We start from the raw sequence: 20,437 nt of genomic DNA on the forward strand, positions 1-20,437 counted from the left end.
GGGATCAGGCGTGGCGAAGTGCGGCTCGATCGCCGGAATAGGCGGCGGCGGTGATGGCCTGCATCGCTGGCAAATCCAGCGGTCGGGGATTGTTTTTAACCAGGCGCTGAATCGAAATGGCGCTTTCTGCCGTCCATTGCTGCTTGTCAGCCGCGAGCCCGAGATCCTTCAACGTGCGCGGAATGCCGACGGACGCGAGCAGTCGCGCCACTTCATCGATGAGGATGTGCGACAGATCATCATCGGTGCTGCTGGCAACGCCCAGCCCCAGCATGCGAGCGATTTGCGCAAAGCTGTCGACGCAAGCGGGACGATTGAACTCCATCACATACGGCAACAAAGACGCTACGCCATCGCCATGTGCCGTGTGCGTGGCATTTCCGACGGGATACTGAATTGCATGTGCGGCGGCGGTTCCTGCCGTTCCAAATGCGCAGCCCGCGGCAAGCGCTCCCATCATGAGGTTCTCGCGCGCCTGCAGATCTTTGCCATTGATAAAGGCGGGGTAGAGGCTCTTCCAGATCGAAGCGATCGCCAGCAGAGCGAAATGATCCGAGAGCGCGTTCTTGCCGACGAACACGTGCTGCAGGGTCAGGTCGGCGCTTACAGGCCGCGCCAAGGCGGTAAAGGACTCGATCGCGTGCGTGAGTGCGTCGCCGCCCGAGCATGCCGTCAGCGCCGGAGGACAACTCAACGTCAGCTCCGGATCGCACACCGCCACTTGCGGAATGAGATACGGGCTCGCGATACCGATCTTTGTTCCTTTGGCCGTGTCTGCCACCACCGATACCGGTGTCACTTCCGATCCAGTGCCGGATGTCGTCGGTACCGCGATCAGCGGGATGACCGGGCCGGGCACTTTGTATTCGCCGTAGTACGCAGACGGCTCACCGCCGTGAGTGAGCAGTACCGACACAGCTTTGGCCATGTCCATGCAGCTGCCGCCGCCGATGCCGATGACTACTTCGGGCGTAAAGCTCGCCGCCGTGCGCAGACAATCCATGATGGATTCGGTCGGCAAGTCCGGCAGTGTGCGGTCGTACACGAGTGTCGTCGAGCCGAGTCGCTCGAGACCGGTCACGAGTGCTTCGAGCTCACGGTCGGCGCCGAGTCTCGGGTCGGTGCAGATCAACACGCGCCGGCCAAACTGCCGCGCCACCGCCGGCAGCGCCTGACGTTGGCCGGAACCGAATAACACGGATCTAGGCAGCCGCATGGCGCCAAATAGGCTCATAAAGGTCTCTACTGTGGTGGCCGGCGACAGTACCGTCCCGCTACTGAGCATCCTATATCATATATGATAGAATTGCTACGCACGGTGAACGACAATGCACCCCACACCGTTGGCCAATGACGTGCATTGCCAAATCTTATGAGCATCGATTCCAAGAACCCCCGAGTAGCGCCGGTCGCGGCTGCGCCGGAGAACCCGCGTCAGATCAAACGGGCGTCCGGTTTCGTCGAGGATGCGTACAGCCGCATTCGCGAAGACATCATGTCGCTGAAGATTCCACCCAACACCCGCATCTCGGTGGATAGCATGGCGCGCGAGTTCGGCATCTCGCAGACGCCGATTCGCGAAGCGCTCAGCATGCTCGAGGCCAACGGTCTGGTGACCAAGCAGCGCTTCATCGGCTATTGCACGGCGCCGACGCTCAATCGCAAGCAATTCGAGGAACTGTTCGAGATCCGGCTGCTCCTGGAGCCTTATGCCGCGCGATGTGCGGCCGAGCGCATGAGCGATAGAGCGTTGATCGATCTGTGCGGACTGGCGCTCGAGATGAATCCCGATCAGGCCGCGCAATCGCGCACTCTTTACGACCAGTTCGCCGATCAGGATGCAGAGTTTCACGAACAGATTGCCCGCGGCAGCAATAACAACCTGATCGTGGAGTCGCTCAGCCGGTTGCACATTCATTTGCACATCTTCCGGCTGCGCTTTCATCGCGAGGTGACCAACGAAGCGGTCGCCGAGCACACGCAGGTGACCAAAGCTCTGCAGCAGCGCGATCCCGATCTGGCTGAAGCCGCCATGCGCACCCACCTCGAGAAGTCCTATCAACGCCTCGTGAAATTCACGCGCGAATAGCGACGCCCCGCCCGCAATCCCCCGCCCCAGTTCACGCCTCTGGAGCACCGGCTCCAGATTTGATACCGATACCATTTGACTTTTCGGGCGTGCCGCCGCAATCATGCCGATATGATATAGGATATAGGCTGCCCAACGCGCCGCAATGAGCGCCGGGTGCTGGAGGGGGAAGAGTGCAGTTAGTAGTCCGTGTCGTCGCTGCGTTGCTCGGTTTGGCGGCGCTGTCCGTGGCACAGGCCGCGACGACAGTGCTCACGAACTTCACTCTTATAGATGGGACGGGCCGGGCTCCGGCTGCCGACTCAGCATTGATTTTCGAGAACGGCCGCATCTCGTGGGTGGGCTCGCAGAAGAGCCTGAAACTACCCAGTGGCGCGACCGTAGTGAATCTGGCCGGGAAGTTCGTCACGCCCGGGCTCATCGATAACCACGTGCACGTCGGACTGGTTCACGACCTCGCACAAGACATCAATTTCTACTCTCGCGAGTTGGTGCAGCAGCAACTGCGCATCTATGCAGCCTACGGAGTCACTGCCGTTCAAGTGCTGGGCACGGACACGGATGTGATATTCGGCATTCGCGCGGACCAACGCAAAGCGCAGTCCGACATGGCGCGTGTGTACACGTCCGGACAGGGACTGATGTTCAAAAGTTCTTACGGCGGCGTCGCCGGACTGAACAAACCCGTTGCAAATCCGGCCGAGGCGCGCCGAGCCGTCGATGAGCAAGTAGCGAAAGGCGTCGACTTCATCAAATTGTGGGTCGACGACGAGTTCGGCGATCTGCCCTCACGCATGCCGGCCGACATCAGCAAGGCCATCATCGATCAGGCGCACAAGCACGGCCTGCGCGCGATCGCTCATATCTTCTATCTGGAAAACGCCAGGACACTGGCGTCGCAAGGTGTCGATGGCTTCGCGCACAGCGTACGTGACTTGCCCGTGGACCAGGCGCTGCTGGATGAAATGAAGCGGAAAGACATCGCCCAGATGGCCGCGACGCTCAGCCGCGAAGCGTCGTTCACTTATACGAAGTTGCCATTTCTCGACGATCCCTTCTTCAATCGCTCGATCACACCGGCCGCGCTGGCGACACTGAAGAGTCCGGAGCGACAGCAAAAGCTCGCCGCTGGCAAACACTTCAGCCAGTACCAGGGCGTCCTCGACACGGCATTGGCAAACACTCGTCGCGAGATCCAAGCCGGCGTGCGCTACGGAGTCGGCAGCGATAGCGGGCCGTCCGGGCGTTTCTCCGGACATTTCCTGCACTGGGAGCTGCAGTTGATGGTGCAAGCGGGATTGTCGCCGCTACAGGCTCTGACAGCGGCCACCAGCACGAACGCGAAGCTGATCGGCGCAAAAGATCTAGGCACGATCGAACCGGGCAAGAGCGCCGATCTGCTGGTGCTCGATGCGGACCCAGTCGCGGACATTCGGAACACCAGAACGATTCACTCCGTGTACGTGGCAGGCATGTCAGTTCCCACCATCTGGTCGGTCTGCACGGGTCGTGCTGCAAAGGAGTGTAAGGGCGGATCGAGCGGTGGTGAACATGGCGAACGGTGATGCTGCAATCGTAAAGCCGATTGCCGCGGCCTTGGATCAAGCCGCGGTGATCGCGCCGACGCGCGTGCGCCACACAGTGCTGTGGCTCACTGTCGCTGCCTACATGATCACTTACATCGATCGAGTGGTGATCTCGGCGGCCGTGCCCTCGATCCAGGAAGAGTTCGGCTTCTCCATCGTCACGATGGGATGGATTCTCGGCGCCTATCAATTGTCGTATGCGCTGTTTCAAATTCCGGGCGGTTGGCTGGGAGACCGCTTCGGGCCGCGACGTGCGCTTCCCGCGATTGTCGCGTGGTGGTCCGCGTTCACCGCGGCTACGGCGCTGACGTGGTCGGCGACTTCCATGATCGTCTGCCGATTTCTGTTTGGAATGGGAGAGGCGGGCGCCTTTCCGATCGCGACCCGATCGCTGTCGCGTTGGATGCTGCCCTCGGAGCGGGGTTTTGCACAAGGCATTACGCACGCGGGCTCACGTCTCGGTGGCGCGCTCACGCCGATCGTCGTCGTCTTCATCATCGCTCACTACGGCTGGCGTGCGCCATTCTATATTTTCGCGGTGCTCGGCTTGTTGTGGGCCGGGATCTGGTACTGGTTCTATCGGGATTCCCCGAACGAACACCACATGGTCAACGCCGCAGAGCGCGAGCTGATCGCCAGTGCGTTGGGTAACACAGCCAATCGATCGAAGGTGGTGCCGTGGCGGCGGATTTTGCGCAGCCCGCAGATGTGGCTGCTGTCGGCCATGTATTTCTGTTACGGCTACGACATTGGCATCTTTCTCACCTGGTTTCCGAAGTATCTGCACGCCGAGCGCCAGTTCGAGCTCCAGCAGATGGGCATCTACGCAAGTCTGCCGCTGCTCGCCGGTGTTGCCGGCGATATCTGCGGTGGCTGGTTCTCTGATCTGGCGCTGAAGCGTACGGGCAATCTCAAGTTCGCGCGTCGCGTCGTTGCCATCCCGGGATTCTTGATCGCCGCCGTCACCATTCCGCTCGCCTGTCTCGCCAGCGATCCGCTCGTCAGCGTCGGATACTTCGCGCTCGCGGTGTTCGGTATCGAGCTGACCGTCGGCGTTTCCTGGGCGGTGACGCTGGATATCGGCGGAGTGTACGCAGGCTCGGTGTCGGCGGTGATGAATACCTTCGGCAATCTGGGCGCTGCTATCGCCGCGGCGATGACGGGTTACATCGTGACCGCGAGCGGCTGGACAACTGCGTTCCTTGTTCTCGCAGGTTACGCGCTGGTGGCCGCCATATTGTTCACGCGCATCGATGCATCGAAACGCGTCTATGAGGACGCTGCTGTGTCCTAGAGCGCAGTGGTGTCGATCGGGGGGATGATGACTGACGAAAACAATGCCGAGCCGAAGACTGTGAATCGGCGCGCATGGCTGAAACTCCTCGGCGCGGGTGCAGCTACCGGCGCGCTGCCGATCGGTGGCGCAGCCGCCGAAGGCGCCATGCATCATCCGGCGCCGAAGGCTGCAAGCCCCGCCGATGAGCCGGTGCCCGTCTACGAGTTCCTCAATGGCGATGAAGCCGCGTTCGTAGAAGCTGCCGTTGATACGTTGATTCCACCCGACGACGTTGGGCCCGGGGCTTTGGAGTTGGGCGTCGCGGTGTTCATCGATCGGCAATTGAACTCCGGCTACGGCCGTGGCGATCGCATGTACCTGCAGGGACCGTTCATCGAAGGAACGCCGCAGCAGGGCTATCAGCTGCGCATGACGCCGAGCGAGCTGATTCGCAACGGGATTCTCGATGTCAACGCTCACGTCCGCGACCAATACAAGCGCACGTTCGATGCGCTTGGCGAAGCGGATCGCGTTGCCGTCCTGACGCAGCTGGAGAAGCGCGAGATTCAATTGCCGACCGTGCCCACCGCGATCTTCTTCAATCTGCTGTATGACCTCACCATGCAGGGCTACTTCGCCGATCCGCTTCACGGCGGCAACAAAGGCAAGGCGTCGTGGAAGATGATCGGCTTCCCGGGCATCGGCTCCATGTACGCCGACAAGATCGAGGCATATCGCAACAAGAAGTACATGAGCGAGCCCATGAGCATTCAGGACCTGTTGTGACGATGGCCACGAAACTGAAACCAGTCGATATCGCAATCGTCGGCCTGGGATGGGCCGGCGGCATCGTCGCCAAGGAGCTTGCTGCCACGGGCCTGAAGATAGTCGCATTCGAGCGTGGCGGACCGCGCGCGACCAATCCCGATTTCATGGCGCCGCAGGTTCACGATGAGCTGCGCTATTCGCGCCGCCACGAGCTGATTCAGAATCTGCGCAAGGAAACATTGACCTTCCGCAACGACCCGTCGCAGCTGGCGTTGCCGATGCGACAGCTGGGCTCGTTCCTGCCGGGCGAGGGTGTCGGTGGCGCGGGCACACACTGGTCGGGCTTGCACTGGCGCTGGACGGAGTGGGAGCACAAGATGTACTCGGGCACCGTGGCAAAGCACGGCAAGAGCATCATTCCAGCCGACATGAATTTGCAGGACTGGCCGATCGACTACCACGAGCTCGAGCCGTACTACGACAAGTTCGAGAAAGTCTGCGGCACGTCGGGCAAAGCCGGCAACCTGCAAGGCAAGAAGATCGACGGTGGAAACATCTTCGAAGCGCCGCGCGCGAACGAGTTTCCGAATCCGCCGCTGACTCAATCGCACAACATGGTCTTGTTCGAAAAGGCCGCGCGCAACCTGGGTTATCACCCCTTCCCAGTGCCTGCATCCAATGCGTCGCGTCCGTATGTGAACCCGGACGGTGTCGCGCTCGGTCAGTGTCACTACTGCGGCTTCTGCACCGCCTATGGCTGCGAGGCCAATGCGAAGGCCAGTCCTCACTTCACCGTGATCCCGCTCGCTCACAAGAACCCGAACTTCGAAGCGCGCACCAACAGCTACGTGATGAAGGTGAACCTCGACTCAAGGCGCAAGCGCGCCGTGAGCGTCACATACCTGGATGCGGGCGGCCGCGAGTTCGAGCAGCCGGCAGACCTGGTGATCCTGGCAGCGTACGTGTTCGGCAACGTGCACTTGATGCTCCACTCACAAATCGGCAAGCCGTTCGATTTCAAGCGCAACAGCGGTGTCGTCGGCCGAAGCTATGCTTATCAATCGATGGGCGGTGTGGCCGCGTTGTTTCCCAAGGACACATACTTCAATCCGTTCATGGGCTCGGGCGCGCTCGGCACCTGGATCGATGACTTCAACAGCGACAATCCTGATTTCGCGAAGCTGGGATTCATCGGTGGGGGTGGGATCAGCAGCGGCAGCAACAGCGGGGCGCCGATCGGGCGACATCCCACTGCGCCAGGGTCGCCGCGCTGGGGCAAAGGGTGGAAGAAGGCGGTCGTCGAGACGTATCACCGGATGACTGCGGTAGGCAATCAAGGCTCGGTGATGTCCTATCGGCAGAACTATCTGGACCTCGACCCGACCTATACCGATTCTTTCGGCCGCCCGATGCTGCGACTCACGTTCGACTGGCAGGAAAACGAGTTCCGGCAAATGGAGTTCGCGCGCGGCATCTGTGCAAACATCGCCAAAGAGATGGGAGCCGAACAGGTATTGAGCCGACGCGATCGCGGACGCTATTCGATCGTGCCGTACCAGACGACGCACAACACGGGTGGAACCGTGTTTGGCGACGATCCGCGGACCAGCGCCTTGAACAAGCACCTGCAGAGCTGGGATGTTTCCAACGTGTTCGTGGTGGGCTCCAGCGTGTTTCCACAGAACGCCGGACGCAATCCGACCGGGCCGGTCGGCGCGTTGGCGTATAGACTCGCCGATACGTTGAAGGATCAGTATCTGAAACGGCCGGAGCGCCTGGTGACTGTTTGAGAGAGGATCAAGGTGAAACGAATCCCGATCGCCGGCCTGCTTGCGCTGGCATTGATGTCTTCAGCACGGGCCGACGGTGATGCCGCGGCGGGTGCGACGGTGTTTGCGCAATGCTCGGCGTGTCACGCCGTGGGCGCAGGCGCTCAGAACAGTGTCGGGCCGGTACTGAACGGCGTCGTTGGTCGGCCTGCAGGCACTTATCCGAGCTATCGCTACTCCTCAGCGATGAGGAAGTCCGGCCTCACGTGGGACGAGCCCACGCTCGTGCAGTATCTGAAAGGACCGGAAAAGCTCGTGCCGGGCAGCAAGATGGTATTCCCGGGGCTGGCGAACGATGCGGATCTCGTCAACCTGATTGCGTATCTCAAGCAGCAGAAGGCGGAGTGAGCTTTGCCGAAATCTCATCGGCGGCGCTTCGGATTGCAGTGATGGTTTCTTTGATTGGCAGCGCCTTGGGAGTTTCGATGTAAGGGCAGGTCAACGCGGCCGCAACCCTGTCGATCGACATGACCGGTGCTGAGAGGTCGACGATGTGGCGAGTGACGTCGCTGTCTGCGCGTACGTGCTTTTTGGTCCGAGCAGCAGCGGCCCGCTCTTCGAAACCTTTCCACACCTTGCTGCTCACGGTGGCAGCAAGACGTTTGCGCCATTCCGTCCGAATGTTTGGAGGTTGAAATGCATAGAGCACCAATCCCGACGTAGACGCAACCAAGGGCCGGCGGTTGCCGACTCGCACTGAATAGCCTTCATTGCCCGGCGCTTCGATGCGCGCAATGACGACCATCTGCTCATCGCTTGCTACTGCAAGGTGGCACGATTGGCCGATCGTGCGCGCTAACTTTCTCATCTCGGGCAGTGCGTGTTCGAGCAGGCTCTTTGCCGGCGCACGTGCGAGCCCGAGAGCGAACAACTTGTCCGTGAGCTCGAGCCCTTCAGCGGTCTCGGCGGGAGCGATGTAACCACGACGTATCAACGCTTCGATCATCCGGAACACCTCGCCCACGGAGCGGCCGAGCTCGGTGGCCATTTGTGACATGGTCAGCGGTTCGCCGCGCGCGGCCAGCAGTTCGAGAATGTCCAGGCCTTTTTCGAGCGCGGGAGCACTGTATTTGCGCTGTTTGGTTTCGTGTCGCTTCATGCCTCCATTATAAATCCTCGCTGCCACCGGTTACCTGGAATTAAAACAGTGCGTTATCGGGGCAAGTCGAGTGCGATTCGACAAATTTGCTGTATTTCAGTAATGAAGTAGATTGTATTTGTGAAAGAGTGTATCGTCGCCTGAGATCGTTACACGCACGCCCGGAATCTTCGATGCCGGGCGATAGTGAGCGCGACAATATTTCTTTCGAGGTATCGCCTTGCGCATCGGGTTTCTTTGCGCGAGAGAGCAGACGACAGATTTTTCTTCTGGAGCACACTCATCCACGATGAGTGAAGTTGTGAGCGCCCGGAGTGCCGCTCGATGATTTTCGATCAATCGACGACGCGCGCGTGCACGCATTTGGATGGATCTGATCGTTCGAGAAGGGTTGGCTAAAAGTAATTGTCCGAGTATTGACGCGATTGGCGTCGCGGTGATAAGTACGCCACAGACCACATCCGATAACAGGATGGGACTTCTAGGGGGAATATCGATGCAGTCGTTGACCAGGAACGGCGTTTTACGCGCCGCAATTTTGTTAGCGCTAGCAAGCTCTGCGCCAGCTGGAGCGCAAGAGGGTTCATCCGCGCCCGCCAATACCAGTGAACTTGAAGAAGTAGTTGTTACCGGTATCAGGGAATCCCTACAGCGGAACCTGGACATGAAGCGCGAGGCGACCGGCGTCGTCGACGTGATTTCATCGGAGGATATCGGCAAGTTCCCGGACTCGAACGTCGCGGCCTCTTTGCAACGCGTGCCAGGCGTCTCGATTCAACGCGCAGGCACACGAGGCGAGCCGACTGGCATCACGGTGCGTGGCTTCGGCGGCGACTTCAACGAAACACTGTACGACGGTCGACGCATTTCGACCGCGGCTGGCGGGCGTTCGGTTGACTTCAGCACGGTCGGCGCCGACTTCGTTGGGGCGCTGGCCGTAATGAAGACGCCGGATATCACGCTGTCCTCCAGTTCGATCGGCGCCACCGTCAATGTGATGTTCCCGAAGCCCTTCGATGCGCCCGGTCCGCGTTTTGTCACGAGCGCCTCCGGCTCGATGCAGGATGAGGCCGGTGACATCAAGCCCACGGCGGGCGTGTTGTTCAGCAACACCTTCGCGAACGACACGTTCGGCGTCCTGGCCGACGTGATCTATACGGAGCGCAGCACCGACACCAACAGGGTGTTCGTTTCCGGTTGGGAAGGCGGCAGGTTCGCGGAGTGCCAGCGGACTTCCTTTTGCCCTCCAGGGGCGCTGGCCAACAGGACCATCGTGGGTTGGTGGCAGCAGCAATACGGCGCCGAACAGTCGCAGGTGAACGATGAGCGCATCGACGGCCGCATCGCCTTCCAGTGGCGCCCGTCGGATCGCATGTTGCTCACCGTCGACGACAACTATTCGCGCCAGAAGCTGGTCACCGAGACGTACGGCTTCGCTCTCTGGTTCAACCGGGACGATCTGCGCAACGTCCAGTTCGACGGCAATGGCACGGTGATCGACTTCATCCAGCCGGGCACGCCGATGGATCTGAACGCCGGCATCACGGATCAAGTGCGCGAGACCAATCAGATCGGCATCAACCTGAAGCTGGACGCCTCCGACAACCTGTCGTTCGACTTCGATGCCTCGTATGCCAAGAGCGAGCAGAATCCGGACGGCGAGGGCGTGGACAATGCCGACATCGGCTATGGCGGCGCTCTGGGTACCGCGTTGGGCGTGCGCGTGACCGGCGATAGCAGCGACGCCTTTCCGCAGTTGACCACCTATGGTCCGGCCGGCGATCAATCGCGCTATCTCGATCCTTCGGTGATCGGCTCACACGTGCTGGTGCGCCAGCAGCAAGAAAACACCGATGAGCTCAAGCAGGCGCGCATCACGGCGACCTGGAAGCAGGATGGCCTGCAACTCGACGCGGGCACGTCTTTTGTGGACGACAACTTCCAGCTGCAGCAGAGCAATACGTTCACCAACAACTTCTGGCAGGCGTATTCAGGCTACGGTGCGCCCTCGGGGCGCAGCTCTGGCGTGATCGTGCCGACCGATCTGTATCGAGGCACCATCGGCACCGGCGGCTTCATCCCAGGGTTCGCGGGCGCGGGCGCGTTGCCGTCGCAACTGCTCGTGTACGATCCTCGCGGCTTGTACTCGTATCTCCAGGGACTGGGCAATCCGCAGGCGCAGAACATCCCGGGCTTCAACTACGGGTGCTGCAGCTATACGGGTTCGCTCGATCTCGCGCTCGATCCCGGCAGCGTTCAAGACATCACCGAGGAGACCTGGGCGACATTCGTGCGCGCAAAGTTCGATGTCGACCTGGCCGGTCGGCCGTTCCACTTCAGCGCGGGCGTGCGTAACGAGCGCACTCACGTCGAGTCCTCGGGCGTCGGTCGCCTGCCTGTCCTTTTGACGCAGAGCGCGGCGGATCCCACGTTGCTGTCGACGACGTACTCGGACTCGCAGCCGATCACGACCAAGAGCAAATATTCCTATTTGCTGCCGAGCCTCGACATGAAACTGGAGATCACGCCCGAAGTTCACGCCCGCTTCGGCGCCTCCCGCACCTTGACCAGGCCTGCGATCAACTTCCTGAATCCGGTGTTGAACGTAGGTGCGCTACCGCGAGTGGGGGCCCTGACCGCCAACGGCGGCAACCCGGCACTGAAGCCGTATCTGTCGGATAACTTCGACCTCGCGGTCGAGTGGTATTACCAGCAGAACTCGTATGCGTCGGCGAACTACTTCATCAAGGATGTGACGAACTTCATCGTGCAGGGCACGCAGCGCCAGACCATCAATGGCGTGATCGATCCCACGACCGGCCAGGCGGCGGTCTACACGGTCTCGCAGCGGGTCAACGGGCCCGATGCCACCGTGGACGGATTCGAGTTCGCGTGGCAACACGTGTTCGGCGACACGGGGTTCGGCTTCAATGCCAACGTCACGCTGGTGGACACCGACAAGCCCTTTAACCGCAACGACATCTCGCAGAGCGGCTTCGCGGTGACCGGTCTCGCCGATTCCGCGAACCTGGTCGCGTTCTATGACAAGAACGGCTTCGAGGTGCGCGTCGCCGGCAACTGGCGAGACGAATACCTGTTGCAGTTCGGTCAGAACCAGAACAACAGCGAGTTCGGCGCCGAGCCGACGTTCGTCAACTCGAGTCTGCAGATCGATGTGAGCACCAGCTATCAGTTCACCGAGCAGCTCAACGTGTTCTTCGAGGCGCTGAACGTCACGAACGAGACGATGAGCACGCACGGCCGCTTCGATAACCAGTTGCTCGACGTGTTTGCCTACGGTCGGCGCTACGCCTTGGGCGCACGCTTCCGGATGTGACATGGCAAGGGGAGGCGTCGACGATTTATCCCCTTGGCGGCGCTTCCCCCTTTTTTCGATTGTCGAGAGCGGGGCCAGCTTTGAGCATTAGGCCATGGTGCAAGCAGTCAAGAGAGTTGTGATCGTGGGCGGCGGCACCGCCGGGTGGCTGGCGGCGGGCATCATCGCCGCCAAACATCGCAGCCGCATTCCTGCGAGCTTCAGTGTCACTTTGGTGGAGTCGCCGAATACACCGATCATCGGCGTGGGCGAAGGTACGTGGCCGACACTTCGAACGACCCTGTCTCGGATCGGTGTGTCGGAGACGGAGCTGTTCCGTCAGTGTGACGCCGCATTCAAACAAGGCGCGTGGTTCGCGCGCTGGACGACGGGTGAGAAGCACGATGGTTATTACCACCCTTTGATGCTTCCGCAGAATTTTTCGCAGATCAATCTCGTACCGCACTGGCTCGCCAAGAACGACGGGCGCAGCTTCTGCGACGCCGTGTGCCCGCAGGGCCGGATCTGCGACGATGGTCTTGCGCCCAAGACCATCGCAACGGCTGAGTACGAGGCTCTCGCCAATTACTCGTATCACCTCGACGCCGGCAAGTTCGCGCCATTTCTTCAGAAACACTGTTGTGAAAAACTGGGCGTGCGCCACGTGCTGGCGGATGTGCGGCGCGTGCACCTGTCCGAGAACGGCGACATTCGCAGTCTCGAGACCGAGCAGGCCGGAGAGATCGAGGGCGACTTGTTCGTCGATTGCACCGGCTTCAAGGCGCTGCTCATTGGCGAGACGCTGGGCGTTCCGTTCGTGGACTGCAGTGACGTCCTGTTCTGCGATACCGCACTAGCGATACAGGTGCCGCATGCAACGGACACCAGCCCGATCGCATCACACACCATTTCAACCGCGCAGTCGGCCGGTTGGATCTGGGACATCGGATTACCCACGCGGCGCGGTGTGGGGCATGTATTTTCCAGCCGCCATATTTCGGTCGACGATGCAGAGCGCGAGCTGCGCGACTACATCGGGCCGGCAGGCAAGGACCTGCCCATGCGTCGGATCCCGATTCGCTCCGGTCATCGACAGATCTTCTGGAAGCGCAACTGCGTGGCCGTAGGATTGTCGGCAGGCTTCCTCGAGCCGTTGGAATCGTCGGCCATCGTGCTGATAGAAATGTCGGCGAAGCTCATTGCCGAGCAGATGCCGGTGTGTCGTGAAGTGATGGATGTGATCGCAGCCCGCTTCAACAACACGACCGAATATCGCTGGGGCAGGATCATCGATTTTCTGAAGCTCCACTATGCGCTCACGCAGCGCGATGACAGTGCATTCTGGCGCGACAACCGATTGCCGGAAACGATTCCGGAACGGCTGCAACATCTGATGTTGCTGTGGCGCTATCAGTCGCCCTGGTATCACGACGAATTCGATCGGATCGAGGAAGTGTTTCCGGCTGCCAGTTACCAGTATGTCTTGTACGGCATGGGATTTCGCACCGAGGTCGAGCCGGACATCGTCGCGGGCGCCGCCAACTCCGCAGAGCGTGCGATGCGTGAGAACCTGGCTCAGATCGACAAGCTGCGCGCGGGCTTGCCCCGGCATCGAGATCTGATCCGGAAGATCGTACAGCACGGTTTGCAGCCGGTATGAGCTCCATGACGAATCATCAGCTGCTCAATCCGCAGGATCATGGACACCTCCGGCTGCTGCCGAGGGCAGGCGCAGAACCGCACTTCGCCCAGATCGTCCCCCGTGAATTCGTGGCGGCGGCCATCGCCTGTCCGATTCTGTTCTCGAAGGATCCCGCGACGGGCGCGTTTTACGCCGGCGCAATGCTTGGTTTGAAGCCGGGCGAGGGCGCACTGAAGAACATCGAGGAGCGCGGCGGCTTCGAGCCGCTCAGCCTGCAGCGTGATGGATTCTTCATCTCGGGCGAACGCATCGCCATCGATCGCGCCAATCCGCGATTCAGCGAGACGGATGGAGAGTTGTTGTTCGATGACGCACAGCCGAGCACGTCCTTGCGCCGAGTACAGCAGGTGTTGGGGCAGTTGCACGAGGGGCTCGAACAAACAGCCGTTCTGGTGCGCGATCTGATGAATCTGAAGCTGCTCGAGCCGATCGATGTCTCACTGAATTTCGACGACGGCGAACGCTTGCGACTGGAGGGCCTGTACACGGTGAGCCGCGATTCGCTGCGCGAGCTCGAAGACGAACATGTGCTGCGTCTGTTCCGCAGCGGGCATCTGCAGCTGGCTTACACCATTGCCGGCTCGATCAACCAGCTGGCGATCCTGGCGCATTTGCGCAATCGCAAGCTCGCCGAGATTTGAAACAAGCGGCTCGACGCACGGAACTTTGGCAGACGTTTTTGGGGGAACTCATGAAGTGGATGGTGGCGATCGGCTGTGCCCTGGCGGCAAGTGTGTGTCTGGCGCAGGCGGCCGAGAGCTTTCGGCCGGCGAGCACGAATGTATGGGGCGCGCAGTATCCACGCATCGATGACGCCGGAAGAGTGCAGGTGCGCATCAAGGCGCCGGAAGCCACGAGCGTCAAGTTGAATTTCTGGAACGGGCCCAAGATCGACATGCAGAAGCAGTCCGACGGCTTCTGGACCGTGACCACCGAGCCGCTCGTTCCGGGTTTCCATTACTACACCGTCGCCATCGATGGCGCTGAAGTCTCCGATCCGGGCAGTCATGCGTTCTATGGCGGCACCCGACATGCGAGCGCGGTGGAGATCCCGGAGCCGGGCGCGACGTTCTATGCCATCAAGGACGTTCCTCACGGACAGGTGCGTGAGGTGTGGTATCACTCCAAGGTCACTGACACCTGGCGGCATGCGCTGGTGTATCTCCCGCCAGGTTACGACGCGCAAACGAACACGCGTTATCCCGTTCTCTATTTGCAGCACGGCGGCGGTGAAGATGAGACCGGCTGGATCCGGCAGGGTCGAGCAAATTTCATCCTGGACAATCTGATCGCGGCCCGCCAGGCCGAGCCCATGATCGTCGTCATGGCCTATGGCTACGCGCTGCGCGCCGGCGAGTCTCTGCCGGATGCGTCGGCAACGGCCTTTGGCTCCCCGCAGATGTTGAAAGCCATGCAGGACATGGCTGCGACGTTCGAGGACGATGTAACTCAGGCGCTGATCCCATTCGTCGACAAGACATTCCGAACACGCGCGGATCGCGACAACCGCGCAATGGCAGGTCTATCGATGGGCGGAATGCAGACATTCCACATCACGCTCAAACACCTCGACTTGTTCTCTCACATCGGCGGCTTCAGTGGTGCTGGCGGATTGCTCGCGCCGGGCGGAGGCAAGTTCGATCCGAAGACGGACTACAACGGCGCGTTCGCCGACGCGGCGGCCTTTGCAAAGAAAGTGCACGTGCTCTGGCTCGGCGTAGGCACCGCGGAATCCGAAAGATTTCGCGTTGGCATTCGCGGCCTGCACGAGAGCTTGAATGCAGCAGGCATCGAGCACGTCTATGTGGAGTCGCAGGGCACGGACCATGAATGGCAGACCTGGCGGCGCGCGCTGAACGATTTCGCGCCTCGTCTGTTCAAGGCGCGCAAAGCCCGGAGCTGATGAGAGGGATGATGACGACGAATAAAGCTGTTCGCCTGCTGGCTTGGCTGTTGAGCGCTTCGTTTGCCCATATAGCGACGGCGCAGGTGAAGACGGAAGCGCCGCCGGCGGTCGCCGGCGCCAAACCGGTCACGCTCGAATCGATAAAAATTCACGCGAGCGCAGTCGAAGGCAATCTGGAAGGCAATGCGGTCGAGCGCGACGTCCTGGTGTTCTTACCGCCCAGTTATAAAAAAGACCAGGCTCGACGCTATCCCGTCGTATACGCCCTGCACGGATTCTTTGTGGGGGCGGAACAGTGGTCACACGAGATTCACGCGCCACAGACCATTGAAGGCGCGTTCGCTCGCGGCGCCAACGAGATGATCGTGGTCCTGCCGGACTCGAAGACCCTCCACAACGGCTCGATGTATTCGGGTTCGATCACTACCGGCGACTTCGAGAGCTTCATTGCGCACGATGTGGTCTCGTACATCGATGCTCACTATCGCACGATCCCCGAGCGGCGCAGCCGTGGCCTCGCCGGTCATTCGATGGGTGGGTACGGTGCGACGCGGATCGGAATGAAACATGCCGACGTGTTCGGCAGCCTCTACGTCATGAGTCCTTGCTGTCTTTCGCCGCGGTCGGTCGGACCCGCGAATGCGGAAATGAGCAAGCAGCTGGAAGCGGTCAAGAGCCCGGCGGATCTGGCCAAATTGCCGTTTTACGCGCGTGCCCAGTTAGCAGCCGCGGCGGCCTGGTCGCCGAATCCGAAGAATCCTCCGTTGTTCCTCGATCTTCCTGCTCAGGCAGGGGAGGCGCAGGCGGATGTCCTGGCGAGGTGGGCGGCCAATGCGCCGCTGGCTTTCATTCATCAATACATCGGCAACATCCGGCGCTACGACGCGATCGCAATCGATGTCGGCGATCAGGACGGTTTGCGCACCGACACGGCCAGACTGCACGACGTGCTCGATGCCTATGGGATCAAGCACAGCTTCGAGGTGTATGCGGGTGACCACACGAACAAGCTGGGCGATCGATTCCAGAATCACGTCCTGCCGTTCTTCGGCGCCAGCCTGTGCTTCAAGGCCGGATGTCGCTAGCTCGGCAGCTCGAGACGCGACCAGCTCATGGCACTGTCCCCCACAGAGATCGCGGCGAAGGATGTCACGGATCCCACCGCATTCCTGCGTGAGGTTGCGGAGCCTTGTCGGCCGGTGGTCATACGAGGCCTGGTCAGTTCATGGCCCGCAGTGTCGGCAGCCATCGGCTCGCCAACACAATTAAGAGACTACATGTCGCGCTTCGATGCAGGTGGCGAAGCGGAGGTCTTCGTTGGCGAGTCGAGCATTGCTGGCAAGTACTACTACAGCGAGGATCTGCGCGGCTTCAACTTCGCGCGCGCTCGAATGCACTTCACTGATGCGCTCGATCGTATCGTAGCCACTGCGACCGATCCGAACGGCAGCTCGATGTACCTGGGGTCGCTGCCGGTCGAACAGTATCTGCCCGGCTTTGCGGCTGAGAATCAGCTGTCGGTGTTGAAGACCAACGTCGCTCCTCGCATCTGGCTGGGGCATGCATCGAGTGTTGCGGCTCACTACGACACGATGGACAACGTCGCTTGCGTCGTTGCCGGCGCGCGGCGCTTCACTTTGTATGCTCCCGAAGCGATCGATCGTCTATACGTCGGCCCGATCGATCACACGATGGCCGGCCAACCGGTCAGTCTCGCCGCATCCGCGCCTTTCGATGACGAGCGATATCCGCGCTTTCGCGAAGTCCGTGACCAAGCGCTGGTGGCCGAGTTGCAGCCGGGCGATGCCATCTATCTCCCCAAGCTGTGGTGGCATCAGGTCGAGGCGACCGGCGCGTTCAACGTGCTGGTGAATTATTGGTGGGATGCATTCAGCGCGGGACGCGATGCGCCCGCCGTGGCCATGCTGCTGAGTTTGATTTCGATCGCCGAGCGCCCGCCGGCCGAACGCCAGGCATGGAAGGCGTTCTTCGATCATTTCGTGTTTCGGACTCAGGGGCATCCGTTGGCGCACCTGCCGGCGGATCAGCACGGCGTGCTCGGGTCATTGAAGCCGGACAACTACCAGAAGATCCGCGCACGCGTGATGCAGATGTTGCGGAGTGCGTGAATGAAAGGGAGCAGCATGTCTTTGAGCGATGTTCCAGCCGGCCTTTTGAGTTTATGCCTGGCGTTCGCTACCAGTGGTGTCGCGCTGGCGTCCGATGCCGGTGAGGCATCTCTGCGAGCGCGAGCTGACGCGAAAGCAAAAGCATTGGTCGAACAGCTGACGCTGGATGAGAAGGTCGAGCAACTGCTCAACACAGCGCCGGCAATTCCGCGCCTGAAGATCCCGGCCTATAACTGGTGGACCGAATCGTTGCACGGCGCCATGGGTCCTGTGCCGACCACGAACTTTCCCGAGCCGATCGGGCTCGCGGCATCGTTCGATGAGGCCATGGTGCACGAGGTTGCCGCTGCGATCAGCGTGGAAGTGCGCGCGCTGCACGCACTGGGACGCAAGACAGGTCGGCTGGGGCGCATCGGCACCGGCCTCGACACGTGGTCGCCCAATATCAACATCTTCCGCGATCCGCGTTGGGGACGTGGGCAGGAAACATACGGCGAGGATCCGTTTCTGACGGCGCGTCTCGGTGTGGCGTACGTACGCGGCATGCAAGGCCCGGATCCCGAGCGTCCCGATGTGGTCGCGTCACCCAAACATTTTGCGGTTCATAGCGGTCCCGAGTCGACGCGTCACGAAGCGAACGTGTTCGTAACGCCGCACGATCTCGAAGATACCTATCTGCCTGCGTTTCGTGCGGCGATCGTCGAAGGCCAGGCAGGCTCGATCATGTGTGCCTACAACCGAGTCAATGGCGAGCCGGCGTGTGTCAGCGATCTGTTGTTACAGAATCGCTTGCGCGACGCGTGGAAGTTCGACGGCTACGTCGTCTCCGACTGCGATGCCGTCAAGGACATCAGTGACAACCACAAGTTTGCGCCCGATGCAGTCGCGGCGGTGGCGGCCGGGCTCAAAGCGGGTGTGGACAACGAGTGCAGCAACGCCACGTTGTTCGACATCGGGGGGCTCGGCGCACGTTACAAGCAGGCGTACGAGCGCGGCCTGATCAGCATGCAGGATATCGATCAAGCGCTGATCCGATTGTTCTCCGCGCGTTATCGCAATGGCGATTTGCCGGGACTCGAGGGGCGGCCACCGATCAATACTCCGCCCACGCGGTTCACTACGCCCGAGCGCGATGCACTTGCACTGAAGAGTGCCGAGAAGAGTCTGGTGCTGTTGAAGAATGACGGTGTGCTGCCATTGAAAGGCACCGAACGCATCGCCGTCATTGGGCCGCACGCAGATGCGACGCGTGTGCTGCGCGGGAACTATTCATCGGCGCTATCCAGTCCTCCGATCTCACTGGTCGATGGTTTGCGTCGCGCCTTGCCAAAGGCAACGGTGACGCTCGTGCCTGGGGCAGCCTCGGTCACCGATGGCGATCCGATTCCGACGTCGGCGTTGCGCTCGCCTCGAGGAGAGCCGGGATTGCTGGCGGAGTACTACGACGCCGAGCAGACCATGCCCAAGCGTTACGCGAGCCATGCGGACTTCGCCCAGCACGCCAGCAAGGTGAGTTTCAAGAGCAAACCGATCGTGTCTCGCGTCGAGCCCGGCATCGCCATGCGCGGCAACGAGCACGCTCAGCTATCGGACTACTACCGCGTAGTGTGGACCGGCTTCGTCGTGCCCCCGGAGAGCGGTACTTATCGGATGAATCTCGGCGGCCCCAATGCGGAGCTCACGTTCGATGGAAAAGTGATCGCGCGTCATCGCAACCAGCCGTGGGGCACGCGCTCCGACATGACGACGCTCGAGTTGGAGAAAGGACGGCGTTATCCAATCCGCGTCACCGCTGACGCACTCCTGTTGTCCGGCGTCGAAGTGTTGTGGAAACGAATCTCTGCGCAGCCTGAAGCAGACCTCCGTGCTGCTGCCGCGCAGTCGGATGTGATCGTTGCCGCCGTTGGCCTGAACTCCAATCTCGAAGGAGAGGAGATGAAGGTCGAGCTGGAAGGTTTCGCCGGCGGCGATAAAACGTCCATCGATCTGCTCGCCGATCAACGCCGGCTGCTCGAACTGGCGAAATCGTTGGGCAAGCCGCTGATCGTCGTGCTCATGAACGGCAGCACGCTCGATCTGTCGTGGCCCAAGGAGCACGCTGCGGCCATCGTCGAAGCCTGGTACCCGGGACAGGCCGGCGGACTTGCCATCGGCAATGTCATTGCCGGCAAGACGAATCCAGCCGGGCGCTTGCCGCTGACGTTCTATCGCAGTGTCGCCGATCTGCCGCCCTTCGATGACTACGCGATGCAAGGTCGCACGTATCGGTACTTCACCGGCACACCCGTCTACCCGTTCGGCTACGGCCTGAGTTATTCGACGTTCGAGTACGGCGCAGTGACTGTGCAGCCGATGGACGGCGCTGCCGAGCGCGGGCTTCGCGTCAGCACGACGGTTCGTAATACCAGCAAGCGAGCGGGAGAAGAAGTCGCGCAGCTCTATCTGGATCCTCCGGACTTCGAAGGCGCGCCGCGAGTTGCTCTGCGTGGCGTACAGCGCTTCGCACTCCAGCCAGGCGAGCAGCGGACTATCACATTCGAGCTCACGCCACGCGACCTGAGTTTTGTGACGAGGGATGGTGTGCGGCAGATATTCGCGGGCGAGCACCGCGTGAGCATCGGGTCCGGGCAACCGGAATCAGGTGTGCCGGTGCAATCGGAGTCGTTCGCAACGACGCAGGTCGTTCCCCTCGCGCTCTGAAAGCACCAAGCCGATCCCGCAAGAAAGTTGAAGACGA

The 20,437-nt window shown here is 61.0% G+C and carries 15 protein-coding genes; 13 read left to right on the forward strand and 2 right to left on the reverse strand.

The window, feature by feature from the left end; genetic code table 11:
• Nucleotides 1-4: 4 nt before the first annotated feature.
• A complete protein-coding gene (locus EK373_RS27235) occupies nt 5-1,234 on the reverse strand; it encodes an iron-containing alcohol dehydrogenase (protein ID WP_129647679.1) in 1,230 nt (409 codons plus the stop codon).
• A gap of 138 nt (nt 1,235-1,372) precedes the next feature.
• Between EK373_RS27235 and EK373_RS27240 the strand changes: the two genes are divergently transcribed.
• The 6 genes from EK373_RS27240 to EK373_RS27265 all read left to right on the forward strand — a co-directional run bounded on the left by EK373_RS27240 (nt 1,373) and on the right by EK373_RS27265 (nt 7,896).
• Complete coding sequence (locus EK373_RS27240) at nt 1,373-2,089, forward strand: GntR family transcriptional regulator (protein WP_129647681.1); 717 nt, start codon at nt 1,373-1,375, stop codon at nt 2,087-2,089.
• Between the two features lie 173 nt (nt 2,090-2,262).
• Nucleotides 2,263-3,654 (forward strand): amidohydrolase family protein, encoded by a 1,392-nt coding sequence (locus tag EK373_RS27245; RefSeq protein WP_129647683.1) that lies wholly within the window; start codon nt 2,263-2,265, stop codon nt 3,652-3,654.
• Nucleotides 3,641-4,969, forward strand: a complete 1,329-nt coding sequence (locus tag EK373_RS27250) for an MFS transporter (protein ID WP_129647685.1) — start codon at nt 3,641-3,643, stop codon at nt 4,967-4,969. The genes EK373_RS27245 and EK373_RS27250 overlap by 14 nt, the downstream gene beginning before the upstream one ends.
• A 24-nt stretch (nt 4,970-4,993) precedes the next feature.
• The gene (locus tag EK373_RS27255) at nt 4,994-5,737 is read left to right on the forward strand and encodes a gluconate 2-dehydrogenase subunit 3 family protein (RefSeq protein ID WP_129647687.1); all 744 of its coding nucleotides are present in this window, start codon (nt 4,994-4,996) and stop codon (nt 5,735-5,737) included.
• A 2-nt stretch (nt 5,738-5,739) separates the two neighbouring features.
• On the forward strand, nt 5,740-7,509 hold the full coding sequence (locus EK373_RS27260; protein WP_129647690.1) for a GMC family oxidoreductase: 1,770 nt from the start codon (nt 5,740-5,742) through the stop codon (nt 7,507-7,509).
• 12 nt (nt 7,510-7,521) lie between these two features.
• The gene (locus EK373_RS27265; RefSeq protein ID WP_198683688.1) at nt 7,522-7,896 is read left to right on the forward strand and encodes a c-type cytochrome; all 375 of its coding nucleotides are present in this window, start codon (nt 7,522-7,524) and stop codon (nt 7,894-7,896) included.
• Here the strand turns inward: EK373_RS27265 and EK373_RS27270 are convergent.
• Nucleotides 7,874-8,647, reverse strand: a complete 774-nt coding sequence (locus tag EK373_RS27270) for an IclR family transcriptional regulator (protein WP_129647692.1) — start codon at nt 8,645-8,647, stop codon at nt 7,874-7,876. The two genes, EK373_RS27265 and EK373_RS27270, sit on opposite strands and share 23 nt — an antisense overlap.
• A gap of 496 nt (nt 8,648-9,143) precedes the next feature.
• Here EK373_RS27270 and EK373_RS27275 point away from each other — a divergent pair, with 496 nt between their 5' ends.
• The 7 genes from EK373_RS27275 to EK373_RS27305 all read left to right on the forward strand — a co-directional run bounded on the left by EK373_RS27275 (nt 9,144) and on the right by EK373_RS27305 (nt 20,400).
• The gene (locus EK373_RS27275; RefSeq protein WP_129647694.1) at nt 9,144-11,984 is read left to right on the forward strand and encodes a TonB-dependent receptor; all 2,841 of its coding nucleotides are present in this window, start codon (nt 9,144-9,146) and stop codon (nt 11,982-11,984) included.
• Between the two features lie 94 nt (nt 11,985-12,078).
• Nucleotides 12,079-13,623, forward strand: coding sequence for a tryptophan halogenase family protein (locus EK373_RS27280; RefSeq protein WP_198683689.1), 1,545 nt, complete (start codon nt 12,079-12,081; stop codon nt 13,621-13,623).
• Nucleotides 13,620-14,306: a SapC family protein gene (locus EK373_RS27285; protein WP_198683690.1), complete on the forward strand. Its 687-nt coding sequence runs from the start codon at nt 13,620-13,622 to the stop codon at nt 14,304-14,306. The genes EK373_RS27280 and EK373_RS27285 overlap by 4 nt, the downstream gene beginning before the upstream one ends.
• A 50-nt stretch (nt 14,307-14,356) precedes the next feature.
• Nucleotides 14,357-15,568: an alpha/beta hydrolase-fold protein gene (locus EK373_RS27290; protein WP_129647696.1), complete on the forward strand. Its 1,212-nt coding sequence runs from the start codon at nt 14,357-14,359 to the stop codon at nt 15,566-15,568.
• A gap of 11 nt (nt 15,569-15,579) precedes the next feature.
• Nucleotides 15,580-16,656: an alpha/beta hydrolase gene (locus EK373_RS27295; protein ID WP_129647698.1), complete on the forward strand. Its 1,077-nt coding sequence runs from the start codon at nt 15,580-15,582 to the stop codon at nt 16,654-16,656.
• Between the two features lie 27 nt (nt 16,657-16,683).
• Nucleotides 16,684-17,700 carry a cupin-like domain-containing protein gene (locus EK373_RS27300; protein ID WP_129647700.1) on the forward strand — a complete coding sequence of 339 codons (1,017 nt, stop codon included), beginning with the start codon at nt 16,684-16,686 and terminating at the stop codon, nt 17,698-17,700.
• Nucleotides 17,701-20,400 (forward strand): glycoside hydrolase family 3 C-terminal domain-containing protein, encoded by a 2,700-nt coding sequence (locus EK373_RS27305; protein WP_198683691.1) that lies wholly within the window; start codon nt 17,701-17,703, stop codon nt 20,398-20,400.
• The last annotated feature ends 37 nt before the right edge of the window (nt 20,401-20,437 follow it).

It is taken from the genome of Peristeroidobacter agariperforans (genome assembly GCF_004138335.1).
In the GTDB taxonomy this organism is placed as follows: Bacteria; Pseudomonadota; Gammaproteobacteria; order Steroidobacterales; family Steroidobacteraceae; genus Steroidobacter; species Steroidobacter agariperforans.

What these genes read in the sequence shown, in the direction of transcription:
- EK373_RS27235 (WP_129647679.1), bottom strand. Translation starts at nt 1,234, where the DNA reads ATGAGCCTATTTGGCGCCATGCGGCTGCCTAGATCCGTGTTATTCGGT.
- EK373_RS27240 (WP_129647681.1), top strand. Translation starts at nt 1,373, where the DNA reads ATGAGCATCGATTCCAAGAACCCCCGAGTAGCGCCGGTCGCGGCTGCG.
- EK373_RS27250 (WP_129647685.1), top strand. Translation starts at nt 3,641, where the DNA reads ATGGCGAACGGTGATGCTGCAATCGTAAAGCCGATTGCCGCGGCCTTG.
- EK373_RS27255 (WP_129647687.1), top strand. Translation starts at nt 4,994, where the DNA reads ATGATGACTGACGAAAACAATGCCGAGCCGAAGACTGTGAATCGGCGC.
- EK373_RS27260 (WP_129647690.1), top strand. Translation starts at nt 5,740, where the DNA reads ATGGCCACGAAACTGAAACCAGTCGATATCGCAATCGTCGGCCTGGGA.
- EK373_RS27270 (WP_129647692.1), bottom strand. Translation starts at nt 8,647, where the DNA reads ATGAAGCGACACGAAACCAAACAGCGCAAATACAGTGCTCCCGCGCTC.
- EK373_RS27275 (WP_129647694.1), top strand. Translation starts at nt 9,144, where the DNA reads ATGCAGTCGTTGACCAGGAACGGCGTTTTACGCGCCGCAATTTTGTTA.
- EK373_RS27280 (WP_198683689.1), top strand. Translation starts at nt 12,079, where the DNA reads ATGGTGCAAGCAGTCAAGAGAGTTGTGATCGTGGGCGGCGGCACCGCC.
- EK373_RS27285 (WP_198683690.1), top strand. Translation starts at nt 13,620, where the DNA reads ATGAGCTCCATGACGAATCATCAGCTGCTCAATCCGCAGGATCATGGA.
- EK373_RS27290 (WP_129647696.1), top strand. Translation starts at nt 14,357, where the DNA reads ATGAAGTGGATGGTGGCGATCGGCTGTGCCCTGGCGGCAAGTGTGTGT.
- EK373_RS27295 (WP_129647698.1), top strand. Translation starts at nt 15,580, where the DNA reads ATGACGACGAATAAAGCTGTTCGCCTGCTGGCTTGGCTGTTGAGCGCT.
- EK373_RS27300 (WP_129647700.1), top strand. Translation starts at nt 16,684, where the DNA reads ATGGCACTGTCCCCCACAGAGATCGCGGCGAAGGATGTCACGGATCCC.
- EK373_RS27305 (WP_198683691.1), top strand. Translation starts at nt 17,701, where the DNA reads ATGAAAGGGAGCAGCATGTCTTTGAGCGATGTTCCAGCCGGCCTTTTG.